Here is a 25,819-nt window from a genome sequence, read left to right as displayed (position 1 = left end):
GGTTCGGGACAGGGTGCGCATGAACGGCACGACGAGGGTCGCCGTCGCGGGCGGCACGGGCACGGTCGGGCGTTTCGTCGTCCAGGCGCTGCTTCGCGACGGGCACGACGTCGTCGTGCTCACCCGATCGACGGGCGTCGATCTCGTATCCGGAGCAGGCCTCGCGGGCGCCCTGACCGGCGTCGACGCGGTCGTCGACGCCTCGTCGGTGCAGACCCAGTCGGCGCGGGAGTCCGAACGGTTCTTCGGCACCGTCACGAGGAATCTGCTCGACGCGGAGTCGCGTGCGGGCGTCCGCCACCACGTGACGCTCGGCATCGTCGGGAGCGATCGCGCTTCCCACGGCTACTACGCGGGCAAGGCTGTGCAGGAGCGCCTCGTGGAGGAGGGCGCCGTGCCCTGGACGATCCTGCGAGCGACGCAGTTCCACGAGTTCGCCCGACAGGTCCACGGGCAGGTCCGGCTCGGCCCCGTGGTCCTGGTGCCCGTGATGCGATCCCGACCCGTCGCGGCCCGCACGGTCGGCGACCGTCTCGCACGGCTCGCGGTCGCGGACCCCGCCGGTCGTGTCCCGGACCTCGCCGGGCCACGGGAGGAACGCCTGCCCGATCTCGTGCGCAGCCTCGCCGCCGCGACCGGGCTGCCCGGCCGTGTCGTCGCGGTTCCGCTGCCGGGCGGATTCGGACGCGCACTGCGTGACGGGACGATCCTCCCGGGCCGCGACGCCGTCATCGACGGCCCGACGTTCGACGAGTGGCTGCGCGGCGGCTGACGGCGCCGCCGTACGCCCGTCTCCGTCGCGCGGCGGAGGCGGTCGACGGAGCGACTTTATAGGCTCGATGCATGGCTGAGGATCGGGACGGACGACCGGGCTCGATCGAGCGCCCCGCAGCGGATGACGCCGGCCCTGCGGCCGCCGCCTCCCACGAACTCGATCCCGAGGACCCGTGGTGGCGTCGGCCGCCCGTCGACCGCACCGCTGTCCGCAACGACTCGGTCCTCGCGGTCGCCCTCTTCGTGGCGTGCGTCTTCAGCATCATGCTCTACCGGACGGCAGGCTTCTACGAGGATCCGGCACCGCTCGGCCTCAGCATTCTCTGGGCCGTCGCGATGACGCTCCCGCTCGCCCTTCGCCGACGGTTCCCGTGCTCCGTCGCCCTCGTCCTCTCCGCGGCGTTCATCGTCGGGCAGACCGCGCTCGTGCCCGAGCTGCTCATCTCGAACATCACGCTCTTCCTCGGGATCTACACCGTGGGAGCGTGGGTCACCGACCGCCGCCGGGCGTTCCTCACGCGCGCACTCATCGTGCTCGCGATGTTCACGTGGCTCGTCATCGCGATGTTCATCCAGGCCACCGACCCGGACTCGCTCGCCGGGTTCTCGCGTGCGGGTGCGTTCTCGCCTCTCGTCGCGTTCCTGCTCATCCAAGTGCTCACGAACCTCCTGTACTTCGGCGGCGCATGGTTCTTCGGTGATCGCGCCCTCGCAAGCTCTCGCGAACGCGCCCTGCTCGAGCGACGGACGCGGGAGTTGGAGCTCGAGCGCGAACTCACGGCGGCTCAAGCGGTCACCCTCGAGCGGGTGCGCATCGCTCGCGAACTGCACGACGTCGTCGCGCACCACGTCTCCGTGATGGGGGTGCAGGCGGGGGCCGCGCGCACGGTGATGTCCTCGGATCCCGCGGCGGCGAAGGACGCGCTCTCGAACGTGGAGATCAACGCGCGGAGCGCGATCACGGAACTGCACGGCCTGCTCTCGACGCTCCGCGATCCCGGCGGCGCGGCCGATCCCGCGGCGACGAGCGCGTCGACGCTCGGCCTCGAAGCGCTACCGACCCTCGTGGACGACTCCACCGCCGCCGGCCTGCCGACGACGCTCGACGTCATCGGCGACCCGCGGCGCGTGCCGGCGGGAGTCGGGCTCAACCTCTACCGGATCGCGCAGGAGTCGCTCACGAACGCGCGGAAGTACGGCGGGAGCGCCGCGACCGCCGACGTCCGCGTGCGCTACCTGCCTGACGCCGTCGAGCTCGAGGTCAGCAACACGTGTCGTGCCGCCGGGGGTCGCTCGAACCCCGGCGGTCTCGGGCACGTGGGGATGCGCGAGCGCGCTGCCGCGTCGGGGGGCACGATCGACATCGGCCGCACGGGCGACGGACGGTTCGTCGTGCGCGCGCGTGTACCGGTCGCAGCGGCCGAACGATCGGACGCCGCCGCACCGATGACGACCCCTGCAGCGGACGGCCTCGGCTCCGATCACGCCACGATCGACGCCGGTGCGGCGTCGGGAGATGGAGACACCCCATGACGACTCGCGTCCTGCTCGCCGACGACCACGAGATGGTCCGCGCCGGGTTCCGCATCATCCTCGGCGCCCAGCCCGACATCGAGATCGTCGGAGAGGCGTCCTCCGGCGCTCAAGCCGTCGAACGCGCCGCGGCCATCGACCCCGACGTCATCTGCATGGACGTCCAGATGCCCGGCATGGACGGACTCGAGGCGACCCGCCTCATCGTCGCCGACTCGTCCGTGCACGCGGCCGTGCTGATCCTCACGACCTTCGACCGCGACGACTACCTCTTCGAGGCGCTGCAGGCCGGCGCGAGCGGCTTCCTCCTCAAGAACTCGACGCCCGAACAGCTCGTCGACGCAGTACGCGTCGTCGCCGCGGGAGACGCCCTCCTCGCACCCGCGGTCACGCGACGCGTCATCGAGCGCTTCGGCACGACGCCGCCCTCCGCGACGGAGTCGGGCTCGATCGTCGTGCCCGCCGAGGTGCAGGAGCTCACGGAGCGCGAGTTCGAGGTGCTCGGTCTCGTCGCGCGCGGCCTCTCCAACGCGGAGATCGCCTCGCAGCTCTATGTCGGCGAGGCGACGGTCAAGAGCCACGTCTCGAAGGTGCTGCAGAAGCTCGGCGTGCGCGACCGCATCCAAGCGGTCGTGTACGCGTACGAGAACGGCATCACGGTCCCGGGCAACTGACGCGGTGAGGGGACCCGAACCGCTAGCGGAGCTCGGGAGGCAGATCGTCGCCCGTCGCGGCGGGCGCGGCGACGAGGAGCGACGCGGGGATCTCCGCCGAGGCGAGCGGACCCGTACCGTCTGGTCGGTACTGCGGCTCGTCGAAGACGACCTTCCACACCTGACCCTTGAGCCGCGGGATGCCGACGACGCCGTCGGGCCGGGAGTCACCGAGCGAGACGATGACCCCCGTCGGCTCGCCCTCCCAGTGGTCGCTCGTGCCGGGCGACGACTCGACGACGTGCACTTGGACCCCGACACCGAGGAGGCCGACGCCGTCCGTCGTCGTCCCGGCCGGCTGCTCGTCGCGTCTGCGTCTCCACACGCCTAGCATCATCGCACGCGCGACCGACTCCCCCCGTGCCGGCCGGCCGCGCGTCTCCTCCCCCGGGCGGACCCGCTTAACCCGCCGCTCGGCGGATGCCGGAGGGGCCGCCGCGACCATAACGTTGAGCCATCGACCAGGGAGGCCCTCCAGATGCTCACACTCACGGATGTGACCAAGACGTACGGCTCACGCCGCGCGCTCGACGCGGTCTCGTTCGACGTCGCGCCCGGGCGCATGACCGGCTTCGTCGGGGGGAACGGCGCGGGGAAGACGACCGCGATGCGCATCATCCTCGGGGTGCTGTCCTCCGACTCCGGCGACGTCACCCTCGACGGCCGCGCGCTCACGCCCGAGTCGCGCCGTCGCTTCGGCTACATGCCGGAGGAGCGCGGGCTCTACCCGAAGATGAAGATCGAGGAACAGCTCGTCTACCTCGCCCGCCTGCACGGCTTCACGGCGTCGGCGGCGCAGAAGAAGGCCGAACGCCTGCTCGAACGCCTCGGACTCGGCGAGCGCCGCGGCGATCTCGTCGAGAGCCTGTCCCTCGGCAACCAGCAGCGTGCGCAGATCGCGGCGTCGCTCGTGCACGAGCCCGACGTCCTCGTTCTCGACGAGCCGTTCTCGGGTCTCGACCCCATGGCCGTCGACACCGTCGTCGGTGTGCTGAGCGACTACGCCGCATCCGGCATCCCCGTGCTGTTCTCGAGCCATCAACTCGACATCGTGGAGCGTCTCTGCGACGACCTCGTCATCATCGCGGGGGGACAGATCCGCGCGAACGGACCGCGCGACGAGCTACGCGAGCGGCACTCGTCGCGACGCTACGAGCTCCACGTCGCGGGCGACGCCGGCTGGGTGCGGGACGTCCCCGGCGTCACCGTCGTCGACTTCCACGGAGGAGACGCCGTCTTCGAGGTCGACTCCGACGACACCGCCCAAGCGGTCCTCCGCGATGCTGTCGCTCGCGGCCCCGTCGTCTCGTACACGCGCCAGCGCCCGTCGCTGGCCCAGATCTTCAAGGAGGTCGTCGCATGACCACGACGAACACGACAGGCGCCGTCGTGCGCGACGGTGCGGCACCGGCGACGCCGAGCTTCCTTCAGAGCTCGTGGCTCGTCGCCGAACGCGAGGTGCGGATGAAGCTCCGCAGCAAGGCGTTCCTCATCTCGACGGGCATCCTCATGCTCTTCGTGCTCGGCGGGATCCTCATCGGCGGCCTCGTCGGCGGCAACGAGGAGGCGACGAAGGTCGCCGTGACGGCGGACAGCGCGTCGGCCGTCACGGGCCAGGAGGGACTCGACGTCACCGAGGTCGCCACTGCGAAGGACGCCGAGGCTCTCGTACGCTCGGGCGACGTCACGGCCGCGATCCTGCCGGACGACTCCACTCCGCTCGGCATCGTCGTCGTGGCCGACTCCGAGACACCGACAGGCCTGCTGCAGCAGCTCAGCATCACGCCTCCCGTGACCCTGCTCGACGGCGACACGCAGAACCCGTTCCTCGCCTACCTCGTCGCGATCGCGTTCGGCGTCGTGTTCTTCGCTTCCGCGATGACGTTCGGGTCGACGATCGCACAATCCGTCGTGGAGGAGAAGCAGACGCGTGTCGTCGAGATCCTCATGTCGGCCGTGCCCGTGCGAGCGCTGCTCGCCGGGAAGGTCCTCGGGAACTCGATCCTCGCGTTCGGCCAGATCGCGATGATCGCGGCCCTCGCGATCATCGGGCTCACGATCACGGGACAGAGCGAGCTGCTCTCACTGCTCGGCGCCCCCGTCCTGTGGTTCGTGGTCTTCTTCGTGCTCGGCTTCGTGCTGCTCGCTGCCCTCTTCGCGGCGACCGGGTCCATGGTGTCGCGCGTCGAGGACATCGGGTCGACGACGACGCCCGTGACGATGCTCGTGATGATCCCGTACTTCCTCGTGATCTTCTTCTACGACAACCCCGTCGTCCTCGGGATCATGTCGTACGTGCCGTTCTCGGCTCCCGTCGGCATGCCCGTCCGGCTGTTCCTCGGCGACGCGCAGTGGTGGGAGCCGCTGCTGTCGCTCGTGATCCTCGCCGTGACGGCGCTCGGCACGATCGCGCTCGGCTCGAAGATCTACGAGAACTCGCTGCTGAAGCTCGGCGGCACCGTGAAGTGGCGCGACGCCCTCACCCGCTGACTCTGAGGCATCAATTCGGCGATGGTGCGCGTACATACGCGCACCATCGCCGAATCAATGTTCCGGAGGGGTGGTTGGATGGGAGGGTGACCTCCGTGCTGCACGACCCCCGATTCCGCGCCTTCGCTTCCGACAACTACGCCGGCATCCACCCCGAGGTGCTCGCCGCGATCGCCGACGCGAACGGCGGCCACCAGATCGCCTACGGCGAGGACGCCTACACGGAACGCCTCCAGGAGGTCGTGCGCGACCACTTCGGTGCGCAGGCCGAGGCCTTCCCCGTCTTCAACGGCACCGGAGCGAACGTCACCGGACTGCAGTCGATGCTCCCGCGCTGGGGAGCGGTCGTCGCGGCCGCGACCGCCCACATCAACACGGACGAGAACGGCGCCCCCGAGCGTGTCGGCGGCCTCAAGATCCTCACGGTCGAGACGACCGACGGGAAGCTCACGCCCGAGCTCGTCGACCGGCAGGCGTGGGGCTGGGGCGACGAGCACCGCGCGCAGCCGCTCGTCGTCTCGATCACGCAGTCGACGGAGCTCGGCACGATCTACACTCCCGAGGAGATCCGAGCCCTCGCCGACCACGCGCACGAGCGCGGCATGCGCCTGCACATGGACGGATCACGGCTCTCGAACGCCGCAGCGTCGCTCGGGGTCCCGCTCTCCGCGATCACGACCGACGCCGGTGTCGACGTCCTCTCGTTCGGCGGCACGAAGAACGGCCTCCTGCTCGGCGAGCTCATCGTCGTGCTCGACCCAGCGGCGTCGGACGGCCTCGTCTTCCTGCGCAAGGTGAACATGCAGCTCGCGTCGAAGATGCGGTTCCTCTCGGCGCAGTTCATCGAGCTCTTGAGCGGCGACCTGTGGAAGCGATCCGCTGAGCACGCGAACGCCATGGCCGCACGCCTCCGCTCGGGTCTCGAGGCCGCGATCGCCGACGGGTCGGCTCCGGGCCTCCGGTTCACCCAGGCGACTCAGGCGAACGCGATCTTCGCGACGCTCCCCGCCGACGCGGCCGCTCGCCTGCACGAGTCGTTCCGCTTCTACGACTGGGACGCCGCTCGCGGCGAGGTGCGCTGGATGTGCTCGTGGGACACGACCGAGGAGGACGTCGACGCGTTCGTCGACGGCATCCGGGCGGAACTCGCCGCCTCGGCCTAGGCCGCACCGCCCTCCGAGCGCGTCCGGTCCGACGACGGACGCCGGGCGCGGGGCGCCGACGGGCGCACCCCTGCCCGCTCGAGCGCAGCGGCGATCCATCCCGCGAGCCGCATGACGCCCAGGTACGCCGCCACCCTCAGGACGAGCAGCGTCACCACGAGGGCCGGCGTCACGATCTCGGCGGGGATCACGACGAACGAGATCGCGAAGATCACGACGCCGCCCGCGACCGCACCGGCGTAGACTCCGAGCGCCCTCCCGCGTGGACGGACGAGCATCGCGACGACGTCCATCGCGAGCGCCGGGAGGACGAGGGCCGGGATCAGCAGGAGTCCGAGCACCGAGAAGGACATCGACAGCAGACCGGCGAGGAACGCCGTCAGGGTCGCCGCCCACGGCAATCCGGTCCACCGCAGCGCGACCATCGGCGAGAGCAGGTTGAGGGATCCGACCACGGCGTAGAGGGGCGCGCTCGCCACGGCCACCCACGTGCCGACGGGACCCAAGAGGATGATGAGGACGCCTCCGGCCGCCGCGATCGCCGCGCATTGCAGCAGGCTTCTCGTCGAGTATGTCGTCACCGTCGCGTCCTTCCGATCCGTCCGACCCGTCCGACGTGTGTGCACGCATCGGCCACGTCATTCTGCCAAGCGGAAGGCGAGAACACGGGGATCCGGCCTCCGTGTCGACGGTGACCGGCACGACGCGGCGCCGGCGGAGCGGTACTCCGCTCCGCCGGCGACGATGCACGACCGGAGCGGGGGGCGATCGCCCGGGTCGTACGCATCTGCGAAAGGGCCCGGCCGCAGTTCGGGTCTGCGCAGGGCCGTGGATCAGCTTACGATCCGGGCGAGAACCCTCCCGCGTTGTCACCCTCCGCTGTCATCCCGCCTCGCACGGGCTCCGACGATCAGAGCAGGTCGTGCTCGACGGCCGCGCGTGCGGCGTCCGCCCGGTTGTCGACGCCGAGCTTGCGGTAGACGCGCGCACGCTGCGTCTTGACGGTGTTCGGGGAGACGCCAGAGGCCTTCGCGACCTCCGCGACCGTCGCCCCCGCGACGAGTTGCGCGAGGACCTCCTGCTCCCGCGGCGTCAACCGCTCGATCCGCCCGGCGGCGCCGAAGACCACGGGCATCCTGTCGAGCGCATCGAGGAGGCCGGCGGGGATGGTTTCGTCCCCCACGATCCGGACGACGTCCGCGCGTTGCCTCGCGCCGAGCAGCAGCCACGGAGTGGTGAGCCCGCTCGCGTCGAGGAGCGCGAAGGCCGAGTTGGCCGGGCGGGCCGCGGCCTCCTCCTGTCCCGCGGCCGCGAGCGCCGCTGCCCGTACGAGCAGGGCGCCCGCGCGAGTGCGCGGTGACGCGCTCCCGTCCCCGAGGACGTTGCGCGTGAGGCCCGCCGCCTTGAGTGCGTCGCCGTCGTGCAGGGCGACCATCGCGTCGGCGAGCCACAGCAGAGGGCCGGGGCGCGACACGTTGCGCAGGACCTTCTGAGCCGTCCGCGTCGGCCTCCCGGCGAGTGACAACAGCCCGAGGAGCACGAACATCACGTCGCGGGTCGCGGTGGCCTGGCGCGGAGGAGCGTTCGCCATGAGTACCGTCTCCGCCCGCTCGATCGCCGAGTCGAGGCGCCCGTCCCCGACATCGTCCATCAGCCGGACGACGAGGTCGATCGGCCAGTACTCCCCGTTCGCGAGGTCGTGGTCGAGCTCGTCGACGAGAGCGCGTGCCGCCGCGAACTCGCCCCGCTCGATCGCGGCGAGGGCGACGGCGGTCGTCTCCCACACGTGATGGAAGGCGCTCTGCCGCGGCGGATGGGTCATCGCCTCCGCGAGGGTCTCCGTCGAGAGGAGCATCGATCCCTCGATCGCCTGAGCGGCGGCCGCGAGCGTGAGGGCGGGGTGGATGCCGCGGTCCTCCCCGAGATCGGGCGGTACCGGGACGGCGAGCATCCTCTGCGCCGCACCGACGCCGCCTCTGATGTCTCCCGCGAAGAGCAGCGTGTGAGCGACCTGCCAGAGGAAGTGGCGGCTGAGGCTGCTCAATCGGTCCTGCTCGTCCACGGACAAGCGGTCGAATCGCTCGAGGAATTCGCGCGCCGTCGGCACGGCCTTGTCGAACCGCCCCTGCATCCGCGTCGTCGCGCTGCGGACACCGATCATGACGGCGCGGTCGTCCGCGGAGGAACTCGCCTCGGACGCGCGCGCGAGCTGCTCGGCCAGTCGGAAGTGCAGCATCGCGGCCGCGTGGCCGCGGGAGGACTGCATGTGGAGGATCGCGATGAACAGCACGAGGAGGGGGTGTCGGCGCAGTCGCGCGAGCGGGATGCGCTTGAGGCGGCGGAGCAGCCCCGGTGTGTCATCGCGAGTGAGCACGAGGAACGAGCGCTTGCCGATCGCGGTCGCGAGGTCGAAGTCCTCGGCGTCGAGGGCGAGACCGAAAGCGCTCAAGGCATCACCGCGACGGGCGAAGAGCTGAGCGAAGCGTGCCGCGGTGCTCCGACGTGCTGGCGCGTCCATGTCGTGCACGAGCTCGCGGCGGGCGGCGAGCGAGACGATCGGCGCGAACGCGAAGCGCTCACCCTCGAACGTGTCGATCCACGAGCCGATTCCCCGATCCGCCGCCGCGTCGAGCAGCGTCACCACGATCTCCTCGGACCACCCGACGAGGTCGGCGGCCTCGGCGACGCGCATCGTCGCGAGCGCTGCGATCATGAGGGCCGCCGAAACGGCGCCGCTTCGCACGGGAGGCGGCGCCCCTGATGCGGCCGTCGCCAGGTCCTCCTCGACCAGCGAACCCACCTCCGCGATCCAGGGCTGCAGCAGTTCCCGCGCCTCCGGACCGCCCGCCGGGTCCTTCACGCTCGAGGCGGCGATCCTCGTCGCGAGACCCGCGACACCGCCCGCCAAGCGGTGAACGTTCTCCGGCGCGACTCGCGCCGCAGAGCGATACCCCACGAGTCGTGCGGTCTCCTCGACCGAGAATCTCAAATCGTCGCTCGTGAGTCGCGACTCCGTCACGTCGGAGGCCATGAGGGTCGGGCGGAAGCGGCGGCGGCGATCGGCGACGTAGAGGTGCGAGGCCGTGGCGAAGCGGACGACGGCGACGAGGTCCTCGGCGATCGCATCGAGGTCCACCGCCTCCGCCGTGTCGATGATGAGGACGAACGGTCCGGTGAGGCTCCGCGCGAACGCGGCGACGGCGGCGGACACGTCAGCGTCGCCGCCCAGGGGCCCATCCGGGACCACAGCTTCACGGAGAACCGCCGAGTCCGTCCGCGCCGCCGCTTGCGTGACGACCGCGAACACGTTGTTCCAGAACGACGCCCTGTCGCCGCGCCCGATCGATCCGTCGACCCACACGCCCGGACCGTCGTGCGTCGACGCCCAACTCGAGAGGAGCGTCGTCTTCCCGAAGCCGGCACCCGCGTCGATCGTCGTGATCATGGCGTCGTCGTCGAGCCGCTGCTCGAGGGCCGGACGGGGCACGAGGTCGGGTGCCACTCGGGGCACACCGAAAACTCCTGAGTGGCTCACATCATCCTCTTCGAATGCCGGACCGCAGTGAGATTACCCATCGGACCGGACGCCGTCCAGCGAACGGGTCCGCCGGACGACTCTTTCACGGACGCAGCAGCACCTTGATGGCTCGACGCTCGTCCATCGCGGCGTAGGCCTCCGCGACGTCGGAGAGCGGGAGCTCGAGGTCGAAGACGAGGCCCGGTTCGAGCGCTCCCGAGAGCACCTCCGGCAGCAGCTCCTCGATGTAGTTGCGCACGGGGGCGACGCCGCCGCGGACGCCGACGTTGGTGCTGAACATCCGACGCATCGGCAGTTCGGGACCCCCGTTCGGAACACCGACGAAGCCCACCTGGCCGCCCGGTCGCGCGGAACGCAGCGCCTGGTCCATCGATTCCTTCGTCCCGACGCACTCGAGCACATGATCGGCGCCGACGCCGTCGAAGAGCTCGTGGATCCGCTCGACGCCCTCGTCGCCCCGTTCCGCGACGACGTCGGTCGCTCCGAACCGACGCGCGAGAGCCTGCCGGTCGGCGTGGCGCGACATCGCGACGATACGCTCGGCGCCCAAACGCTTCGAGGCGAGGACGGCGCACAGGCCGACGGCGCCGTCGCCGACGACGACGACCGTCGAACCGGGACCGACACCGGCCGAGACGGCGGCGTGGTGTCCCGTCCCCATGACGTCGGCGAGCGTCAGCAGATGCGGGATGAGCGCGTCGTCGGGGCGCCCGGGGGTCGCGACGAGCGAGCCGTCGGCGTGCGGGACCCGGACGCGCTCGCCCTGGCCGCCGTCGGCGAAGGCGCCCGAGCGGTCGTCGGCACCCCACCAGCCGCCGTTCAGGCACGACGTGCTGAAGCCGTTCCGGCAGTTGATGCAGGTGGAGTCGCAGTCGTAGAACGGGGCGATCACGAAGTCGCCGACCGCGATCGTGGACACGTCGGGGCCGACCTCTTCGACGATGCCGACGAATTCGTGGCCGATGCGTCTCGGCTCGTTCGTCTCCGTGACCCCACGGTACGGCCAGAGGTCGGAGCCGCACACGCAGGACGCGGCGACACGCACGATCGCATCGCCTCCCGTCGAGAGGACGGGGTCCGGAACGGACTCGAAACGGACGTCGTGAGCGGCGTGGATGACGGCGGCATGCATACGCCGAGCCTACGACGCGTCCGTGTGGATTCGTCCCACGTGGCCGAACCGGCGTCCGTCCCGCGACTATCACGAGGCCTCCCGGTGGAGTCAAGCGCTGGGAGCGGCGGACAGACCCTGCTTAGCGTGGAGGATACCCGGCACGACCGCCGGGATGATCGATCCGATGGAGGTGCATCATGAGCGAACGCGGCAACACGACGCATAGCGCCCGGCTCGACGAGGAGCTGAAGCACGAGACGCAGAGCATCGTGCAGGGCCACGGCCCGAGCCATGTGGAGGAGTTCCGGCAGACGGAGCCGCTCCCCGACGACACCGACGACGCCGAGGTCCTCGAGGCGTCCGGCGTGGACGGGGGGTTCATCGACGCCGACGACCCGATCGTGCACCGCTCCCCCGCCGGCGCGGACGACGTCGACACCGACGTCGTCGACGAGGCGGAGGAGGAGCGGTGACGGACACGACGGACACCGTGGGCGGGAGCGATCTCGCCGGCCTGCTGCGATCGACAGAGCCGGTCTCGGTCGTGTACACGGACGCGTCCGGCGACCAGGAGAACCCCGGCCGCTTCGCGGAACTGCGAGCGCGCGGGATCGCCGCACGGCTCGAGGACCACGGTGCTCCGCACGCCGACATCGAGGCGGTCGAGGACCTCCTGTCGCGCACCACGGGTGCTCCGAGCCCTGTCTCACGCTTCCTCGTCGTGAGGGGCGGGGAGGTCCTCGTCGACGAGGTGCTCGCCGGCGAGCCGGTCGTGCCCGAACGCGTGGCATACGGGCCGGTTCCGGACATCACGCCGCTCGTGCGGCACCGGCCCGCCGACATCGCCTTCGTGGTCGCCGAGGTCCAGCGGGATTCCGCGACGATCTCGCTCCGCCGGACCGCTCGCGTCGGCGCGGTCTCCGAGGACCGCCTCGAGGGACGAGAGGACGCCGTCCACAAGTTCGGGGGCGGCGGCTGGTCGCATCTGCGCTACCAGCGGCACAGCGAGGAGGTGTGGCGCCAGAACGAGGCGGAGGTCGCGGAGCACATCGAGAAGCTCGTCGCCGAGCATGCGCCGGCGTTCGTGATCGTCGGCGGTGACGTCCGCGCCGTGCAGAAGCTCGAGGGCGAGCTGACGGAGCCGTCGGCCTCGCTCACGACGACCGTCGTCGCGAACATCGCGCCGGAGGGTTCCTCCGACGACGTCCTCGAGTCGGAGATCGACCGGCTGATCGGCGAGCACGTCGAGCGCGACCTCGCGGCGGCGCTCGATCTGCTCCGGGCCGGCGGGCCCGGAAGCCGCACGTCCGCGACGGGCGTCGGCGAGGTGGTCGCGGCCCTCCAGCAGTCGCAAGTGGAGATCCTCATCCTCGGCGCCCCGTCCGGGACCGACTCGACGGTGTTGGCCCTCGACGGCGCACCCTGGGTGGCGACGGCGCCGGAGGAGACGTTCGGTGCCGCCGTCCTCGCCCGCGCGCCGACCGACCTCGGCCTCACGCGCGCAGCACTCCTCACCGACGCCCGGGTCCTCGTGCTGACCGACGACGACCGACCGCGCGACGACGACCGATTGCGTGCCGAGAGCTACGCGGCGGAGGGCGCCGACCCGGACGTCGACGCCGCCCGGCCCTCCGACGTGCGCACCCCGGCGGCCGTGCTCCGCTGGGCGACGGGACCGGACACGCCGGCCTGACCACCAGACCAGACACCGACCGACGACAGACGACAGAAGGAGAATCATGACGAGCGACACGACGAACAGCGGGCCTCAGGACTCCGGCGACCTCGACGCGGAGGACGAACTCCTCCGCGAGCACGCGATCCAGACGGTCGCGACGGACGGCGTCGCGGGGGAGACCGTCCTTCCGGGCACTGGCGACGGCAACAACGGTCCGACGGGAGGCGCGCCGCGCGAACCGGAACCCGGATTCGCGGAGAACGACCTGGCGGGCGAGGAGATCGACCTCGACGAGACGGCGGGCTGAGCGACCACGTGGTAGGTGTCGAGACCGGCGGACGGCGAACGCGCGACCTGTCACGCTCACCGTCCGCCGTCAACCGCCTGGCTCCCGGGCCGCCGCCTTCGTACTCTGGGCGGAGTCGAGATCGCACTCGACCCGACACGAGGAGGACCCGATGGTTGCCGACACATCGCACGACGAGACCCAGGATGCCCCGATCATGGACGGCGCGAAGGAGGAGTGGGCCGCCAAGCGCGTCGAGGACGCCGAGAAGGGCCCCGGCGAGCACCTGGGTGGATCCGGCGGGCTGAGCGAGCACGTCGGCGAGGACGGTGACGGCGGAGCGCCCATCTACGAGAGCCGCTCGACGGACCACACGACGGACCACACGGACGTCCGCGACGCGGCGGTGGACGACCCGATCGAGGCGGCGAGCCTCGATCAGTCGCGGCCCGGCAGCGAGGACTCGGAACCGCACGAGCCGGCCCGGCCCGGTCCCGCCGTCGAGCACTCCACGGACGACGGCTCCCTCGAGGGTCCCGACGTCGAGACGCACACCGACCCCGACATCGACCCGGAGCCGCGCCAGTCCTGAGTTCTGCGCATCACTGCGCCGTACCCGGCACCCGTCGTCCACAGCGGACGGCGGGTGCCGCTGTTACGCGACGTTTCGGCTCCGCCGGGACCGACTGGAGCAACGCCGTAGCGTTGACGACGTGACGAACGCGACCTCCCCCGACCCCACCATCGCGAACCTCCTCGACGAGACGCGGGAGTTCCCCCCGCCCGCGGCGATCGCCGCCCGCGCCAACGTCGACGCCTCGTGGTCCGAGCGCGCCGCTGCCGATCCCGTCGGGTTCTGGGAGGAGCAGGCGCGTCGACTCGACTGGCACACGCCGTGGCACACCGCCACCGTGTGGGAACCGGTCCGGCTGCTCGACGACGGCTCGTTGAGCGTCCCGCGGACGGAGTGGTTCTCGGGCGGTACGCTCAACGTCGCCGTCAATTGCGTCGATCGGCATGTCGCGGCCGGGCGTGGCGAGAAGGTCGCCCTGCACTTCGAGGGCGAACCGGGCGATCGCCGCAGCATCACGTACGCGGAGCTCGAGCGCGAGGTCAAGAAGGCGGCGAACGCGCTCACGGCACTCGGCATCGGGCGGGGTGACCGCGTCGTCGTCTATCTCCCGGTCATCCCGGAGACGGTCATCGCGACCCTCGCGATCGCCCGCATCGGAGCCATCCACTCCCTCGTCTTCGGCGGCTTCTCGGCCGACGCGCTCGCCTTCCGTGTTCACGACACGGGAGCGAAGCTCCTCATCACGACGGACGGGCAGTTCCGTCGCGGCGCGGCCGTCGCGGTCAAGGAGAACGCCGACAGTGCGGTCGCCGACGCTCCCGCCATCGAGCACGTCCTCGTCGTGCGGCGAACGGGAGACGAGACGCCCGAGATCCCGTGGACCGACGGACGCGACGTCTGGTGGCACGACGCGGTCGGATCGGCTTCCGAGCAGCACGAGCCCGAGTTCTTCGACGCCGAGACGCCGCTCTTCATCATCTACACGTCGGGCACCACGGGTCGCCCGAAGGGCCTCGTGCACACGTCCGGCGGCTACCTCACGCAAGCGTCGTTCACCCACTGGGCGATCTTCGACGTGAAGCCGGACGACGTGCACTGGTGCACGGCCGACCTCGCCTGGGTCACGGCGCACACCTACGAGATCTACGGTCCGCTCTCCAACGGCGTGACGCAGGTGATCTACGAGGGTACGCCGCAGACGCCGCACCCCGGTCGGCATTTCGAGATCATCGAGCGCTACGGCGTCACCACGTACTACACGGCGCCCACCCTCGTGCGCACCCTCAGCTCGTGGTTCCCCGACGGCGTCCCCGAGCACTACGACCTCTCGAGCATCCGCCTCCTCGGCTCGGTCGGCGAGGCGATCAACCCCGAAGCGTGGATCTGGTTCCGCGACAACATCGGAGCGGGCACGGCACCGATCGTCGACACCTGGTGGCAATCGGAGACGGGAGCCGCGGTCATCGCGCCGCTCCCCGGGGCATCCACGCTCAAGCCCGGCTCCGCCACTCGAGCGCTCCCCGGCGTCGGGGTACGCATCGTCGACGAGAGCGGCGAGACGGTCCCGTTCGGCTCGGGCGGCTACCTCGTCGTCGACCGGCCGGGTCCGTCGCTCGCCCGCACCGTGTGGGGCGACCCCGAGCGCTACCGCGACGCCTACTGGACCCGCTTCTGGCAGCAGGGCTACTTCTTCTCGGGTGACGGCGCCAAGTGGGACGCGGACGGCGACATCTGGGTCCTCGGCCGCGTCGACGACGTCATGAACGTCTCGGGTCACCGCTTGTCCACGATCGAGATCGAGTCGGCGCTCGTGTCGCACCCCGAGGTCGCCGAGGCCGGCGTCGTGGGCGTCGCCGACGCGGTCACGGGGCACGCGATCGCCGCCTTCGTGATTCCCTCGACGCGCGACGCCGATCGCGTGGACGACGCCGCGTACTGGCGGTCGCGCTCGAGCGAGCTCGCCGAGCGTTTGCGCTCCCATGTCGCCGACGTCATCGGGCCGGTCGCCAAGCCACGGACGGTCCTCGTCGTACCGGACCTGCCGAAGACACGATCGGGCAAGATCATGCGCCGACTTCTCGTCGACATCGCCGACGGACGCCCTCTCGGTGACGTCACGAGCCTGCAGGACGACTCCGTCCCCTCGACCATCCGCACGATTTTCCATACACAGGAATAGAGATGGTGCCGAGTCGCGTTGCGACGACCGAGGACGACGAAGTCCGGTCATCGTCGGATCGACAGGAAGCACAGACCGTGAGCATCACCACCACATCCCCCGATCGCCTCGCCGACACGCGCGTTCCCATCAGCGACGTCATCGCCGCGCGGTGGAGTCCGCGATCCTTCGACGCGACCGCCGAGATCGACGAGACGGCGCTCCTGTCCGCCCTCGAAGCGGCCCGCTGGGCGGCGTCCGCCAGCAACACGCAGCCCTGGCGCTTCATCGTGGGTCGGCGCGGCAGCGAAACCTACCGCCTCATCTCGGAGAACCTGCTCGGCTTCAACGCCGCGTGGGCGTCCACGGCCGCGGCTCTCGTCGTCAACATCGCCGAAGCCGAGACGGCTGACGGCACGCCCTTGCGCTGGGCCGAGTACGACCTCGGTCAGGCGGCCGCGACCTTCGCGCTGCAAGCGCACAAGAACGGCCTGGTCACCCACCCCATGGGCGGATTCGACGTGGACGGCATCCGTCGGGCGTTCGGCCTCGACCAGCGCTTCGTCCCGGTGACCGTCACGGCCGTCGGCGTGATCGGCTCGCCGGAGGCGCTCGAATCCGAGGTGCTGCGCTCGCGCGAAACGGCCCCGCGCGTCCGCAAGTCCTTCGAGGAGGTCGTCCTCATCGACAACTGAGGTCCCACGCGGATCCGCTCCCCCGTTCCTCAGTGCCCGAGCGGATTCGTCCAGCAGGTTTCCAGCACGTGAAACCTGGGGACCGTCGATGCGGATCCGGAGCCGCGCCGCCATACTGGGAAGACGGCGCGGCGCGGATCCGATTCCATCGGGAATGACGGAGCACCCTCGCCGGTTCTGCTCTCGTATGCGCACGGGCACGGCCCGATCGACGCGACGACTCAGCATCAACGAAGCGCGGCGGCGGGACCGATCTCCCGCCCGGCCGCCCGACACGACGACGGACTCGAGGCACCAGATGACGGAACAGACCACTCTCCCCCCCAGATCCACGACGACGGAGGGCGGGCTCTCCGCTCGTGACCGCTCCGTCATCACCCTCCTGCTCGTCTCGGCATTCGTCGTCATCCTCAACGAGACCGTCATGGGCGTCGCCCTGCCGGTCCTCATGGAAGACCTCGGCATCGAGGCGCACGTCGGTCAGTGGCTCACCACGGCGTTCCTGCTCACGATGGCCGTGATCATCCCGATCACCGGGTTCCTCATCCAGCGCTTCACGACCCGGACACTCTTCGGCACCGCGATGACGCTCTTCAGCATCGGCACCCTCGCGGCGGCGCTCGCGCCGACCTTCGAGGTGCTGCTCCTCGGCCGCATCATCCAGGCGAGCGGCACGGCCGTCATGATGCCGCTCCTCATGACCACGGTCATGACGCTCGTCCCGCCGGCCAATCGCGGCCGCATGATGGGCAACATCTCGATCGTCATCTCCGTCGCGCCCGCCGTCGGCCCCACGATCTCGGGCATCATTCTCAACTCGTTCGACTGGCGCTTCATCTTCTGGCTCGTCCTCCCGATCGCCGTCGCGTCGCTCATCCTCGGCCTCAGCCGGATGAAGAACGTCGGTGAGCACACGGACTCGCGCATCGACGCGCTCTCCGTCGTGCTGTCGGTCGTCGGTTTCGGCGGCATCGTGTACGCGCTCAGCTCTCTCGGCGAGGGGGCGAGCGGCACGGCCCTCATGCCCGTGTGGGTCCCGTTCGTCGTCGGCGGTCTCGGCCTCGCCCTGTTCATCGGCCGTCAACTGCAACTGCAGCGCGCGGACGCAGCACTGCTCGACCTCCGCACGTTCCGGTCGGGCACCTTCTCGGTCACGGTCCTGCTCATGGCGGTCATGATGATGGCGCTCTTCGGCACGCTCATCCTCGTCCCGATCTACCTGCAGTCGGTCCTCGGTCTCGAGCCCGTCCAGGCGGGACTCCTGCTGCTCCCCGGCGGTCTGCTCATGGGGCTCGCCGCGCCCTTCGTCGGTCGAGCCTACGACCGCGTCGGCGCCCGCCCGCTGCTCGTGCCGGGAACGATCATCGTGGCGGCCGCCCTCTGGGCGCTCGCGTTCGGTGCGACGGAATCGACGCCGGCCTGGGTCATCCTCGCGGTCCACGTCGCGTTGTCCGCCGGTCTCGCGCTCACCTTCACGCCGCTGTTCACCTCGGGCCTCGGCGCGGTCGTTCCGAAGCTCTACTCGCACGGAAGCGCGATCGTCGGGACGGTCCAGCAGCTCGCCGGAGCCGCCGGCACGACGCTCTTCGTCTCGGTCATGACGGTCGGCACGACCGCACTCCTCGCCGACGGCGCGAGCCCCGTGATCGCGACGGCGGGCGGCGTGCACACGGCATTCCTCTACGGCGCGGTCATCTCGACGCTCGGCATCGTCGGCGCGTTCTTCGTGCGCGCGGTCCCCGCGGCCGACGGCGCTCCCGCTCCCGCCCACCACTAGGGTCCTGCTCCGCTCCACGTCCCGCGTCGACCCCTCCCCCCCCCCCCCCCCATTAATTTGGCGATGGTGCGCGTAGCTACGCGCACCATCGCCAAATTAGGGGGGGAAAGGGGGTCAGGCGGCGTGCGGCACGAGGGCCCTCACCGTCAGCACGTCGGCTGCGGGGTCGAGGTCGACCCGCACGATGTCGCCGTCGCGAATGCTCCCGTCGAGGATCGCCGTCGCGAGGCGATCGTCGATCTCGCTCTGCATCAGCCGACGCAGGGGACGAGCGCCGTAGATGGGGTCGTAGCCGCGTTCGGCGAGCCACGAGCGCGCATCCGGCGTGACAGCGAGCTCGAGCCGCCGCTCGGCGAGCCGGCCCTGCATCCGGTCGATGTAGAGCTCGACGATCTGCCCCAGCTCCTCCTGCGAGAGGGCCTGGAAGACGACGATGTCGTCGAGGCGGTTCACGAACTCCGGCTTGAACGCCTGGCGCACGAGGCCCTGCACCGCCGCCTCCTTCTGCTCGAAGGGGACCGTGGGGTCGACGAGGACCTGTGAGCCGAGGTTCGAGGTGAGGATGAGGATGGTGTTGCGGAAGTCGACCGTCCGGCCCTGGCCGTCGGTCAGCCGCCCGTCGTCCAGCACCTGCAGCAGGATGTCGAACACCTCGGGGTGGGCCTTCTCGACCTCGTCGAACAGGATCACCGAGTAGGGGCGGCGCCGCACCGCCTCGGTGAGCTGCCCGCCCTGCTCGTACCCGACGTAACCGGGAGGGGAGCCGACGAGCCGCGACACCGAGTGCTTCTCGCCGTACTCGGACATGTCGATGCGGATCATGGCCTTCTCGTCGTCGAAGAGCTGCTCGGCGAGCGCCTTCGCGAGCTCCGTCTTACCGACGCCGGTCGGTCCGAGGAAGAGGAACGAACCCGTCGGTCGGTTCGGGTCGGAGATCCCGGCCCGCGACCGCCGGACGGCGTCCGCGACCGATCGCACCGCGCGCTTCTGCCCGATGAGCCGCTTGCCGAGCTCCGCTTCGAGGTGCAGCAGCTTCTCGGTCTCGCCCTGCAGCAGCCGCCCGACGGGGATGCCCGTCCATGCAGCCACGACCTCGGCGATGTCGCTCTCGGTCACCTGGTCGCCGACCATGCGGTCTCCCGAGGGCTCCGCCTCGGCGCGCTCGGCGTCGACGATGGCCGTTTGTGTCGGGCGGATCTCCTCGTACTCGATCCGCGAGGCCTGCTGGTAGTCGCCGTCGCGCATCGCGCGGTCGAGCCGCACCTTCGCCTCGTCGAGGCGCGTCTTGAGGTCGCCGAGCTTGTTGAGCGAGGCACGCTCCTGCTCCCAGCGCGCCTGGAGTCCTGCGAGTTCCGATTCGCGCTCGGCGAGGTCCTCGCGCAGCTTCGCGAGCCGCTCCTTGGAGGCTTCGTCCTTCTCCCGCTTGAGCGCGAGCTCCTCGAGCTTCAAACGGTCGACGCTGCGGCGCAACTGGTCGATCTCGACGGGCGCGGAGTCGATCTCCATGCGGAGCCGGCTCGCCGCCTCGTCGATGAGGTCGATCGCCTTGTCCGGGAGCTGCCGAGCGGGGATGTAGCGGCTCGACAACGCCGCGGCGGCGACGAGGGCGGAGTCGGCGATCGCGACCTTGTGGTGCGCCTCGTAGCGCTCCTTGAGACCGCGGAGGATCGCGACGCTGTCCTCGACGCTCGGTTCGCCGACGAAGACCTGCTGGAAGCGCCGCTCCATGGCGGCGTCCTTCTCGACGTACTCGCGATACTCGTCGAGCGTCGTGGCGCCGATGAGCCGGAGCTCGCCGCGCGCGAGCATCGGCTTGAGCATGTTCGACGCCGCGACGGATCCCTCGCCCGCTCCGGCGCCCATGAGGATGTGGAGCTCGTCGACGAACGTGATGATCCGGCCCTCGGCCTCGTTGATCTCCTTGAGGACGGACTTCAGCCGCTCCTCGAACTGGCCGCGATACATCGCTCCCGCGACGAGGGCCGCCATGTCGAGCGCGACGATCTCCTTGCCCTTGAGCGACTCGGCGACGTCGCCCGCGACGATCCGCTGAGCGAGCCCCTCGACGACCGCGGTCTTTCCGACGCCCGGCTCGCCGATGAGCACGGGGTTGTTCTTGGTGCGCCGCGTGAGCACCTGGCTGACTCGACGGATCTCGGCGTCGCGACCGATCACGGGGTCGAGCTTGCCGTTCCGGGCGACCTCGGTGAGGTTCACGCCGAACTGCTCGAGGGCGCTCTTCTGCTCCTCCTGGGGAGGCTGCTGGCCCGGTTGCATGTGTCTGGTTTCTCCTTGACTGAAGTTGAGTCCAACTGACTCAAGTTTATCGCTTCACCGAGAGAAACGCCACGGGGTGCCCTCGGCATTCCCCGCAGCGGGCGTGAGAATGGATGAGTGCGCAGCATCGAACTGACCCTCGACGAGTCGACCGATGCGGCCGTGCGGGCGGAGTGGCGCACCCTCGCTGAGCACGGACTCCCGAGTCTCGCCTCGCACACGGCGGCGAGCAACGCGCCACACGTGACGGTCGCAGCGGGAGGGCGGCTCACCGCGGACACCGTCCCCGTCGAGGCGTTCGGGGTCCTCCCCCTCGCCGCTCGGTTCAGCGCCCTGTCGACGTTCGCGGCGGCGCGGGAGCGTTTCGTGCTCGTGCGCACGATCGTCGTGACCGCCGAGCTCCTGGCCCTCCACGCCGAGATCCTCGCGACGACGGCCGAGCCGGTGGAGACGAGCCGACCGGGGGCTTGGACCCCTCACGTCACGCTCGCGCGGCGGCTCACGGCCGAGCAGGTCGGAGTGGCCCACGCCCTCCTCGGATCCCCCGACGATGGCACGTTCACGGCAGCCCGCTTCTGGGACGGCGATACGAAGACGATCACGCCCCTCGCCCCCTGACGCGCGGGCCCGTCCGGGGTCAGATGTCGAAGAGGCTCCGCGGCACGGCACGGGGCGGCGCCCCGGCGAAGCGCGCGAGGCCGAGGCTCGCGACGTCGTCGTCCGGCGCGCGTCCCTCCGCGAGATCGGCGAGCACGAGCCCCATGACGGCGGAGAACTTGAACCCCGAACCGGAGTCGCCGCACGCGATCACCACTCCCCCGTCGAGCGTGTCGACGACGAACCGCCCGTCCGGCGACGCCGTCCACGAACACACCGCCGCGTCGAGCGCGTGCGGAGCGATCCCCGGGAAGTCCCGGCGAACCCGCTCGACGGTCTCACGCGTCCGCTCCTCGCTCGGAGTCCGATCGAGATCGTCCTCCGCCCAGTCCCGGATCGCCTCGTCGATCCCGATCTTGTAGCCGATCCCGGGTGTCGGCATCGCGTAGATCCCGGGCTCGCCCCCTCGCGGCGCGTCGATGAATCCCGGGAGCGCGTCCGTCACGTGCGGAGAAGCCGCGTCGCCGACGTGCACGACCTGCTCGAGCACCGGCAGCAGGGGTAGGTCGAGGCCGAGCCCCGCGAGGAGCGGAGCGGCGCCGGGGCCCGGTGCCAGCACGACGACATCGGCCGACAGCGTCGCGCCGTCGGAGAAGACGACGCGGGGCGATGCGCCGGAACGCTCGACCCGCACGACGGTGCGGCCGACGACGGCCACTCCGCCGTGGGCGTCGAAGAGGGCCCACTGGGCGGCGAGCGATTCGGAGGCGAGCACGGAACCGCCGTCGGGGGCCCAGACCGCGGCGCGGCCGTCCGGCCGGAGTCCGGGGAAGTAGCGGCCCACGTCGCCGCCATCGACGATCGTGTGATCGACGGCCTCGTCCGAGAGGGTGCCGACGAGTCGACCGAGTCCCGCGTCGTCCCGCCACAGCAGCCCGCGGCGGATGAAGACGCGACGACCCGAGCGCGCCTCGAGCCGCTCCATCGCGTCGAGGCCCCGCCTCATGAGCCGCACCTTCACGGGGTCCGGGTCGGCGAAACGCCACAGTCTCGTCGGGCCAGACGACGACGCGAGCGTGTTGCCCACACCGTAACGGTCGACGAGCGTGACGTCGTGGCCGCGAGCCTGCAACTCCGCGGCGGCGGGAAGCCCCCACGCCCCCGCTCCGACGACGATCGCTCTCATGTGCCCATCCTGCCGCCTCACCCCGGCCCCGACGGCTCGGCGCGCCTCGACGCGCTTCCCGTGGTCGAGGCCCTCGGCGTCGCTCGACGGTGGTAGCGTGCCGATGAAGGCGAGCCGCGCCTCGATCGTCCCCCGGAGGAACGGTGTCCGCCTGGTTCCTGCTCGCCGCCGCCATCGCCGTCGAGGTGACGGCGTCGTTGTCGCTCAAGGCGGCACTCGACGCCCCAGCGTTCTACGTCGTCGTCATCATCGGCTACATCGCGTCGTTCGTCCTCCTGGGCCTCGTGCTGCGCGCAGGGATCCCCCTGGGCGTCGCGTACGGCATCTGGGGAGCGCTCGGTGTCGCCGCGACGGCGCTGCTCGCCGCGGCACTCTTCGGTGAACCGCTCACGCCCGTGATGCTCGCGGGACTCGCACTCATCGTCGTCGGGGTGCTGTGCGTCGAACTCGGGTCCCAGCGGGCGCAGCGGAAGCGGGAGGCGTCGTGACCGCGTGGCTGTTCCTCGTGGGGGCGATCCTCACCGAGGTGACCGCGACGCTCTCGCTCCGGGCGGCGGTGGGCGAGCGCGACGAGTCCGCCGCCACCAGGAACCCCGGCCGACGCCGCCGCCGCCGGTGGTACGTCATCGTCGCCGTCGGTTACGTGTCGGCGTTCTCGCTGCTGTCGCTCTCGCTCGGCGCGGGCATGCCGCTCGGCATCGCCTACGGCGTCTGGGCGGCCGCGGGCGTCGCGATCACGGCGGTCGCGAGCGCCGTGATCTTCAAGGAGCCTTTCACGGTGCTCATGGCGACGGGCATCGCCCTCATCATGGGCGGCGTCCTCCTGGTGGAGCTCGGCGCTTCCCACTAACCCAAAGAGCTACACCCGCACGAGGGCGCCATCTACGGCAGGGGCGCTCGCCACCATCCTGCCGCCCTCGCACGTCCGGCCATCTGTGGGCACGCTGCACTCACATGAACTCGTCCCTCGCGGTCGGCGCCGTGCCGGACGTCGTGTACGCAGGATCGACGGCGCCACGAACGCACCGAGGGCGCCAGCCGAAGCTGGCGCCCTCATACGGGTGTAGCTGTTTGGTTACGTACGACGCTGACGCTTCTCCCGCACGCGCATGTTGACCTGGATCGGCGTGCCCTCGAAGCCGTAGATCTCGCGGAGCCGTCGCTGGATGTACCGGCGATAGCCGGGGTCGAGGAAGCCGGTCGTGAAGAGCACGAATGTCGGCGGCCGGCTCGAGGCCTGCGTGCCGAACAGGATGCGCGGCTGCTTCCCGCCGCGGAGCGGGTGCGGGTGCGATTGTGCGAGCTCCGCGAGGAACGCGTTGAACTTGCCGGTCGGCAGCCGCGTGTCCCACGACTCGAGGGCGAGCTCGAGCGCCGGGACGAGCTTCTCCATGTGGCGTCCTGTGCGAGCCGAGATGTTGACGCGCGGGGCCCACGAGACGTGCGCGAGGTCCTGCTCGATCTCGCGCTCGAGGTACCGTCGGCGCTCGTCGTCGAGGAGGTCCCACTTGTTGAACGCGAGGACGAGGGCGCGACCGGATTCGAGCACGAGGTCGATGATGCGCACGTCCTGCTCGCTGATCGGTTCGGTCACGTCGATGAGCACGACGGCGACCTCCGCCTTCTCGAGCGCGGCCGACGTACGGAGCGAGGCGTAGAAGTCCGCGCCCTGCTGCAGGTGAACGCGGCGGCGGATTCCAGCGGTGTCCACGAAGCGCCAGAACTTGCCGGCGATCTCGACCTGCTCGTCCACCGGATCGCGCGTCGTACCCGAGAGTTCATTGACGACGACGCGTTCTTCACCGGCGGCCTTGTTGAGGAGGCTCGACTTGCCGACGTTCGGGCGACCGAGGATCGCGACGCGACGCGGACCGCCGACCTCCTCCTTGGCGACGGCCGAGACCTCGGGGAGCGTCTTCATGAGCTCGTCGAGAAGGTCGGCGACACCCCGACCGTGCAGCGCGGAGACGGGTTTCGGCTCGCCGAGGCCGAGTGACCACAGCTCGGCGATGTTCGGCTCCTGGCGGACGTCGTCGACCTTGTTGGCGATGAGGAACGTCGGCTTCCCGGCGCGGCGCAGGAGCTTCACGACCTGCTCGTCGGTGCTCGTCGCTCCCACGTTGGCGTCGACGACGAAGAGGACGAAGTCCGACAGGTCGATCGCGACCTCGGCCTGAGCGGCGACGGACGCGTCGATGCCGCGCGCGTCGGGCTCCCAGCCGCCCGTGTCGACGAGGGTGAAGTGCCGTGCGTTCCACTCGGCACGGTACGAGACGCGGTCACGCGTCACTCCGGGGGTGTCCTCGACGACGGCTTCACGGCGGCCGAGGATCCTGTTGACGAGCGCCGACTTGCCGACGTTCGGCCGACCGACGATCGCCACGACGGGCAGCGCCGGAAGGTAGCGGATCGCGTCGGGGTCGTCGGAGACGGCATCGAGGACCGCGAGGTCCTCCTCGTCGAGCTCGTAGTCGGCGAGGCCGCTCCGGAGGGCGGCGGTGCGCTGCGCGGCGAGCTCCTCGTCGAGCCCTCCGAGCTTCTCGGCGAGACCGTCGTCGGTCGTGTCGGGCTCGTCGTAATCGTCAGCCATGGGAGGTCCTTGTCGTTTCGCGCGCGATCACCTCGAGCACGGCATCGACGGTCTGGTCGAAGTCGAGGTGGGTGGAGTCGACCGTCACGACGCCGTCCGCGGCGGTGAGGAAGTCCACCACGCGGGAGTCGGCCCGGTCACGGGAGCGGAGCTGCTCCCCGACGACAGCCGCCGACTCGGTCGTGAGCTCGGCGGAGCGTCTCGCCATTCTAACCTCTTCGTCCGCCGTCAGCAGGATCCGGGCCTCGGCGTCGGGCGCGACGACCGTCGTGATGTCGCGGCCCTCGACGACGATCCCCGCGTGCGGGGCCGCGTCGATCGTCGATCGGAAGATGCCCGTGACGAACGTGCGCACCTCCGGGACGCGAGCGATCGCGCTCACGACACCGGAGACGCGGGGCTCGCGGATGGCGTCGGTGACGTCCGTCTCGCCGACCATGACGACGGGCTCGCTCGGATCGATCGAGATGGAGTAGTCGAAGGCGTCGAGCGAGGAGAGGACGGCCTCGCTGTCCTCGGGAGCGACTCCTCGGTCGAGCACGAACCACGCGAGGGCGCGGTAGGCGGCCCCCGTGTCGAGGTAGTCGAACCCGAGTCGGCGGGCCGCCGCCTTGGAGACGCTCGACTTCCCGCTGCCGGCGGGACCGTCGATCGCCACGATGATGTCGGCCATACT

General features: G+C 70.6%; 24 protein-coding genes. 16 read left to right on the top strand and 8 right to left on the bottom strand.

Annotation, left to right across the window (positions count from 1 at the left end; translation table 11 throughout):
* Nucleotides 1-19 precede the first annotated feature (19 nt).
* The 3 genes from ELQ90_RS03935 to ELQ90_RS03925 all read left to right on the top strand — a co-directional run bounded on the left by ELQ90_RS03935 (nucleotide 20) and on the right by ELQ90_RS03925 (nucleotide 2,981).
* Nucleotides 20-772, top strand: coding sequence for an SDR family oxidoreductase (locus tag ELQ90_RS03935; RefSeq protein ID WP_128493926.1), 753 nt, complete (start codon nucleotides 20-22; stop codon nucleotides 770-772).
* Between the two features lie 71 nt (nucleotides 773-843).
* Nucleotides 844-2,307, top strand: a complete 1,464-nt coding sequence (locus tag ELQ90_RS03930; RefSeq protein WP_128493925.1) for a sensor histidine kinase — start codon at nucleotides 844-846, stop codon at nucleotides 2,305-2,307.
* Nucleotides 2,304-2,981: a response regulator gene (locus ELQ90_RS03925; RefSeq protein WP_128493924.1), complete on the top strand. Its 678-nt coding sequence runs from the start codon at nucleotides 2,304-2,306 to the stop codon at nucleotides 2,979-2,981. Before ELQ90_RS03930 ends, ELQ90_RS03925 begins: the two co-directional genes overlap by 4 nt.
* Nucleotides 2,982-3,003: 22 nt before the next feature.
* Here ELQ90_RS03925 and ELQ90_RS03920 read toward each other — a convergent pair whose 3' ends face one another.
* Complete coding sequence (locus ELQ90_RS03920; RefSeq protein WP_243695986.1) at nucleotides 3,004-3,345, bottom strand: hypothetical protein; 342 nt, start codon at nucleotides 3,343-3,345, stop codon at nucleotides 3,004-3,006.
* 153 nt (nucleotides 3,346-3,498) lie between these two features.
* On the opposite strand from ELQ90_RS03920, the gene ELQ90_RS03915 reads away from it, so the two are divergent.
* The 3 genes from ELQ90_RS03915 (at nucleotide 3,499) to ELQ90_RS03905 (ending at nucleotide 6,673) form a co-directional block, all read left to right on the top strand.
* On the top strand, nucleotides 3,499-4,383 hold the full coding sequence (locus ELQ90_RS03915) for an ABC transporter ATP-binding protein (protein WP_128493923.1): 885 nt from the start codon (nucleotides 3,499-3,501) through the stop codon (nucleotides 4,381-4,383).
* Nucleotides 4,380-5,510 carry an ABC transporter permease gene (locus ELQ90_RS03910; protein WP_128493922.1) on the top strand — a complete coding sequence of 377 codons (1,131 nt, stop codon included), beginning with the start codon at nucleotides 4,380-4,382 and terminating at the stop codon, nucleotides 5,508-5,510. Before ELQ90_RS03915 ends, ELQ90_RS03910 begins: the two co-directional genes overlap by 4 nt.
* Nucleotides 5,511-5,596: 86 nt before the next feature.
* Nucleotides 5,597-6,673: a threonine aldolase family protein gene (locus ELQ90_RS03905; protein WP_128493921.1), complete on the top strand. Its 1,077-nt coding sequence runs from the start codon at nucleotides 5,597-5,599 to the stop codon at nucleotides 6,671-6,673.
* On the opposite strand, the gene ELQ90_RS03900 is transcribed toward ELQ90_RS03905, so the two are convergent.
* The 3 genes from ELQ90_RS03900 to ELQ90_RS03890 all read right to left on the bottom strand — a co-directional run bounded on the left by ELQ90_RS03900 (nucleotide 6,670) and on the right by ELQ90_RS03890 (nucleotide 11,343).
* The gene (locus ELQ90_RS03900; protein ID WP_128493920.1) at nucleotides 6,670-7,254 is read right to left on the bottom strand and encodes a hypothetical protein; all 585 of its coding nucleotides are present in this window, start codon (nucleotides 7,252-7,254) and stop codon (nucleotides 6,670-6,672) included. The genes ELQ90_RS03905 and ELQ90_RS03900 overlap by 4 nt on opposite strands.
* A 329-nt stretch (nucleotides 7,255-7,583) precedes the next feature.
* The gene (locus ELQ90_RS03895) at nucleotides 7,584-10,208 is read right to left on the bottom strand and encodes a LuxR family transcriptional regulator (RefSeq protein WP_166408809.1); all 2,625 of its coding nucleotides are present in this window, start codon (nucleotides 10,206-10,208) and stop codon (nucleotides 7,584-7,586) included.
* Nucleotides 10,209-10,293: 85 nt separating this feature from the next.
* Entirely contained in the window at nucleotides 10,294-11,343 is a 1,050-nt protein-coding gene (locus ELQ90_RS03890) for a zinc-dependent alcohol dehydrogenase family protein (RefSeq protein WP_128493918.1), read from the bottom strand.
* A 179-nt stretch (nucleotides 11,344-11,522) separates the two neighbouring features.
* Between ELQ90_RS03890 and ELQ90_RS03885 the strand changes: the two genes are divergently transcribed.
* The 7 genes from ELQ90_RS03885 to ELQ90_RS03855 all read left to right on the top strand — a co-directional run bounded on the left by ELQ90_RS03885 (nucleotide 11,523) and on the right by ELQ90_RS03855 (nucleotide 18,493).
* Nucleotides 11,523-11,798, top strand: coding sequence for a hypothetical protein (locus ELQ90_RS03885; protein ID WP_128493917.1), 276 nt, complete (start codon nucleotides 11,523-11,525; stop codon nucleotides 11,796-11,798).
* Nucleotides 11,795-13,018, top strand: coding sequence for a baeRF2 domain-containing protein (locus ELQ90_RS03880; RefSeq protein ID WP_128493916.1), 1,224 nt, complete (start codon nucleotides 11,795-11,797; stop codon nucleotides 13,016-13,018). The genes ELQ90_RS03885 and ELQ90_RS03880 overlap by 4 nt, the downstream gene beginning before the upstream one ends.
* A gap of 46 nt (nucleotides 13,019-13,064) precedes the next feature.
* Nucleotides 13,065-13,310, top strand: a complete 246-nt coding sequence (locus tag ELQ90_RS03875) for a hypothetical protein (RefSeq protein ID WP_128493915.1) — start codon at nucleotides 13,065-13,067, stop codon at nucleotides 13,308-13,310.
* 151 nt (nucleotides 13,311-13,461) lie between these two features.
* Nucleotides 13,462-13,881: a hypothetical protein gene (locus ELQ90_RS03870; protein WP_128493914.1), complete on the top strand. Its 420-nt coding sequence runs from the start codon at nucleotides 13,462-13,464 to the stop codon at nucleotides 13,879-13,881.
* Nucleotides 13,882-14,002: 121 nt separating this feature from the next.
* Nucleotides 14,003-16,042, top strand: coding sequence for an acetate--CoA ligase (gene acs, locus ELQ90_RS03865; protein WP_424980792.1), 2,040 nt, complete (start codon nucleotides 14,003-14,005; stop codon nucleotides 16,040-16,042).
* 83 nt (nucleotides 16,043-16,125) lie between these two features.
* Nucleotides 16,126-16,716, top strand: a complete 591-nt coding sequence (locus tag ELQ90_RS03860) for a nitroreductase family protein (RefSeq protein WP_243696007.1) — start codon at nucleotides 16,126-16,128, stop codon at nucleotides 16,714-16,716.
* A 298-nt stretch (nucleotides 16,717-17,014) separates the two neighbouring features.
* On the top strand, nucleotides 17,015-18,493 hold the full coding sequence (locus ELQ90_RS03855; protein ID WP_128493912.1) for an MDR family MFS transporter: 1,479 nt from the start codon (nucleotides 17,015-17,017) through the stop codon (nucleotides 18,491-18,493).
* Between the two features lie 114 nt (nucleotides 18,494-18,607).
* Here the strand turns inward: ELQ90_RS03855 and ELQ90_RS03850 are convergent, their stop codons facing one another.
* Complete coding sequence (locus ELQ90_RS03850; RefSeq protein WP_128493911.1) at nucleotides 18,608-20,770, bottom strand: ATP-dependent Clp protease ATP-binding subunit; 2,163 nt, start codon at nucleotides 20,768-20,770, stop codon at nucleotides 18,608-18,610.
* A gap of 117 nt (nucleotides 20,771-20,887) precedes the next feature.
* Between ELQ90_RS03850 and ELQ90_RS03845 the strand changes: the two genes are divergently transcribed.
* On the top strand, nucleotides 20,888-21,388 hold the full coding sequence (locus tag ELQ90_RS03845; RefSeq protein ID WP_128493910.1) for a 2'-5' RNA ligase family protein: 501 nt from the start codon (nucleotides 20,888-20,890) through the stop codon (nucleotides 21,386-21,388).
* A gap of 19 nt (nucleotides 21,389-21,407) precedes the next feature.
* On the opposite strand, the gene ELQ90_RS03840 is transcribed toward ELQ90_RS03845, so the two are convergent.
* Nucleotides 21,408-22,553, bottom strand: a complete 1,146-nt coding sequence (locus tag ELQ90_RS03840) for an NAD(P)/FAD-dependent oxidoreductase (RefSeq protein WP_128493909.1) — start codon at nucleotides 22,551-22,553, stop codon at nucleotides 21,408-21,410.
* Nucleotides 22,554-22,696: 143 nt separating this feature from the next.
* Between ELQ90_RS03840 and ELQ90_RS03835 the strand changes: the two genes are divergently transcribed.
* A complete protein-coding gene (locus tag ELQ90_RS03835; protein WP_128493908.1) occupies nucleotides 22,697-23,041 on the top strand; it encodes a DMT family transporter in 345 nt (114 codons plus the stop codon).
* Nucleotides 23,038-23,403, top strand: coding sequence for a DMT family transporter (locus ELQ90_RS03830; RefSeq protein ID WP_128493907.1), 366 nt, complete (start codon nucleotides 23,038-23,040; stop codon nucleotides 23,401-23,403). The genes ELQ90_RS03835 and ELQ90_RS03830 overlap by 4 nt, the downstream gene beginning before the upstream one ends.
* 225 nt (nucleotides 23,404-23,628) lie before the next feature.
* Here ELQ90_RS03830 and der read toward each other — a convergent pair whose 3' ends face one another.
* Nucleotides 23,629-25,143, bottom strand: coding sequence for a ribosome biogenesis GTPase Der (gene der / locus ELQ90_RS03825; RefSeq protein ID WP_128493906.1), 1,515 nt, complete (start codon nucleotides 25,141-25,143; stop codon nucleotides 23,629-23,631).
* Entirely contained in the window at nucleotides 25,136-25,816 is a 681-nt protein-coding gene (cmk, locus tag ELQ90_RS03820; RefSeq protein ID WP_128493905.1) for a (d)CMP kinase, read from the bottom strand. The genes der and cmk overlap by 8 nt, the downstream gene beginning before the upstream one ends.
* Nucleotides 25,817-25,819: the final 3 nt, after the last annotated feature.

Source organism: Labedella phragmitis (assembly GCF_004078635.1).
GTDB classification, from domain to species: domain Bacteria; phylum Actinomycetota; class Actinomycetes; order Actinomycetales; family Microbacteriaceae; genus Labedella; species Labedella phragmitis.
Note: the sequence above shows the minus strand (reverse complement) of the source record. Positions and strands in the feature narration are given on the sequence as shown.

Excerpts from the sequence above, each read along its gene's own strand:
- ELQ90_RS03935 (WP_128493926.1), top strand. The coding sequence starts at position 20 with ATGAACGGCACGACGAGGGTCGCCGTCGCGGGCGGCACGGGCACGGTC.
- ELQ90_RS03930 (WP_128493925.1), top strand. The coding sequence starts at position 844 with ATGGCTGAGGATCGGGACGGACGACCGGGCTCGATCGAGCGCCCCGCA.
- ELQ90_RS03925 (WP_128493924.1), top strand. The coding sequence starts at position 2,304 with ATGACGACTCGCGTCCTGCTCGCCGACGACCACGAGATGGTCCGCGCC.
- ELQ90_RS03915 (WP_128493923.1), top strand. The coding sequence starts at position 3,499 with ATGCTCACACTCACGGATGTGACCAAGACGTACGGCTCACGCCGCGCG.
- ELQ90_RS03910 (WP_128493922.1), top strand. The coding sequence starts at position 4,380 with ATGACCACGACGAACACGACAGGCGCCGTCGTGCGCGACGGTGCGGCA.
- ELQ90_RS03890 (WP_128493918.1), bottom strand. The coding sequence starts at position 11,343 with ATGCATGCCGCCGTCATCCACGCCGCTCACGACGTCCGTTTCGAGTCC.
- ELQ90_RS03885 (WP_128493917.1), top strand. The coding sequence starts at position 11,523 with ATGAGCGAACGCGGCAACACGACGCATAGCGCCCGGCTCGACGAGGAG.
- ELQ90_RS03875 (WP_128493915.1), top strand. The coding sequence starts at position 13,065 with ATGACGAGCGACACGACGAACAGCGGGCCTCAGGACTCCGGCGACCTC.
- ELQ90_RS03870 (WP_128493914.1), top strand. The coding sequence starts at position 13,462 with ATGGTTGCCGACACATCGCACGACGAGACCCAGGATGCCCCGATCATG.
- ELQ90_RS03855 (WP_128493912.1), top strand. The coding sequence starts at position 17,015 with ATGACGGAACAGACCACTCTCCCCCCCAGATCCACGACGACGGAGGGC.
- ELQ90_RS03850 (WP_128493911.1), bottom strand. The coding sequence starts at position 20,770 with ATGCAACCGGGCCAGCAGCCTCCCCAGGAGGAGCAGAAGAGCGCCCTC.
- ELQ90_RS03840 (WP_128493909.1), bottom strand. The coding sequence starts at position 22,553 with ATGAGAGCGATCGTCGTCGGAGCGGGGGCGTGGGGGCTTCCCGCCGCC.
- der (WP_128493906.1), bottom strand. The coding sequence starts at position 25,143 with ATGGCTGACGATTACGACGAGCCCGACACGACCGACGACGGTCTCGCC.
- cmk (WP_128493905.1), bottom strand. The coding sequence starts at position 25,816 with ATGGCCGACATCATCGTGGCGATCGACGGTCCCGCCGGCAGCGGGAAG.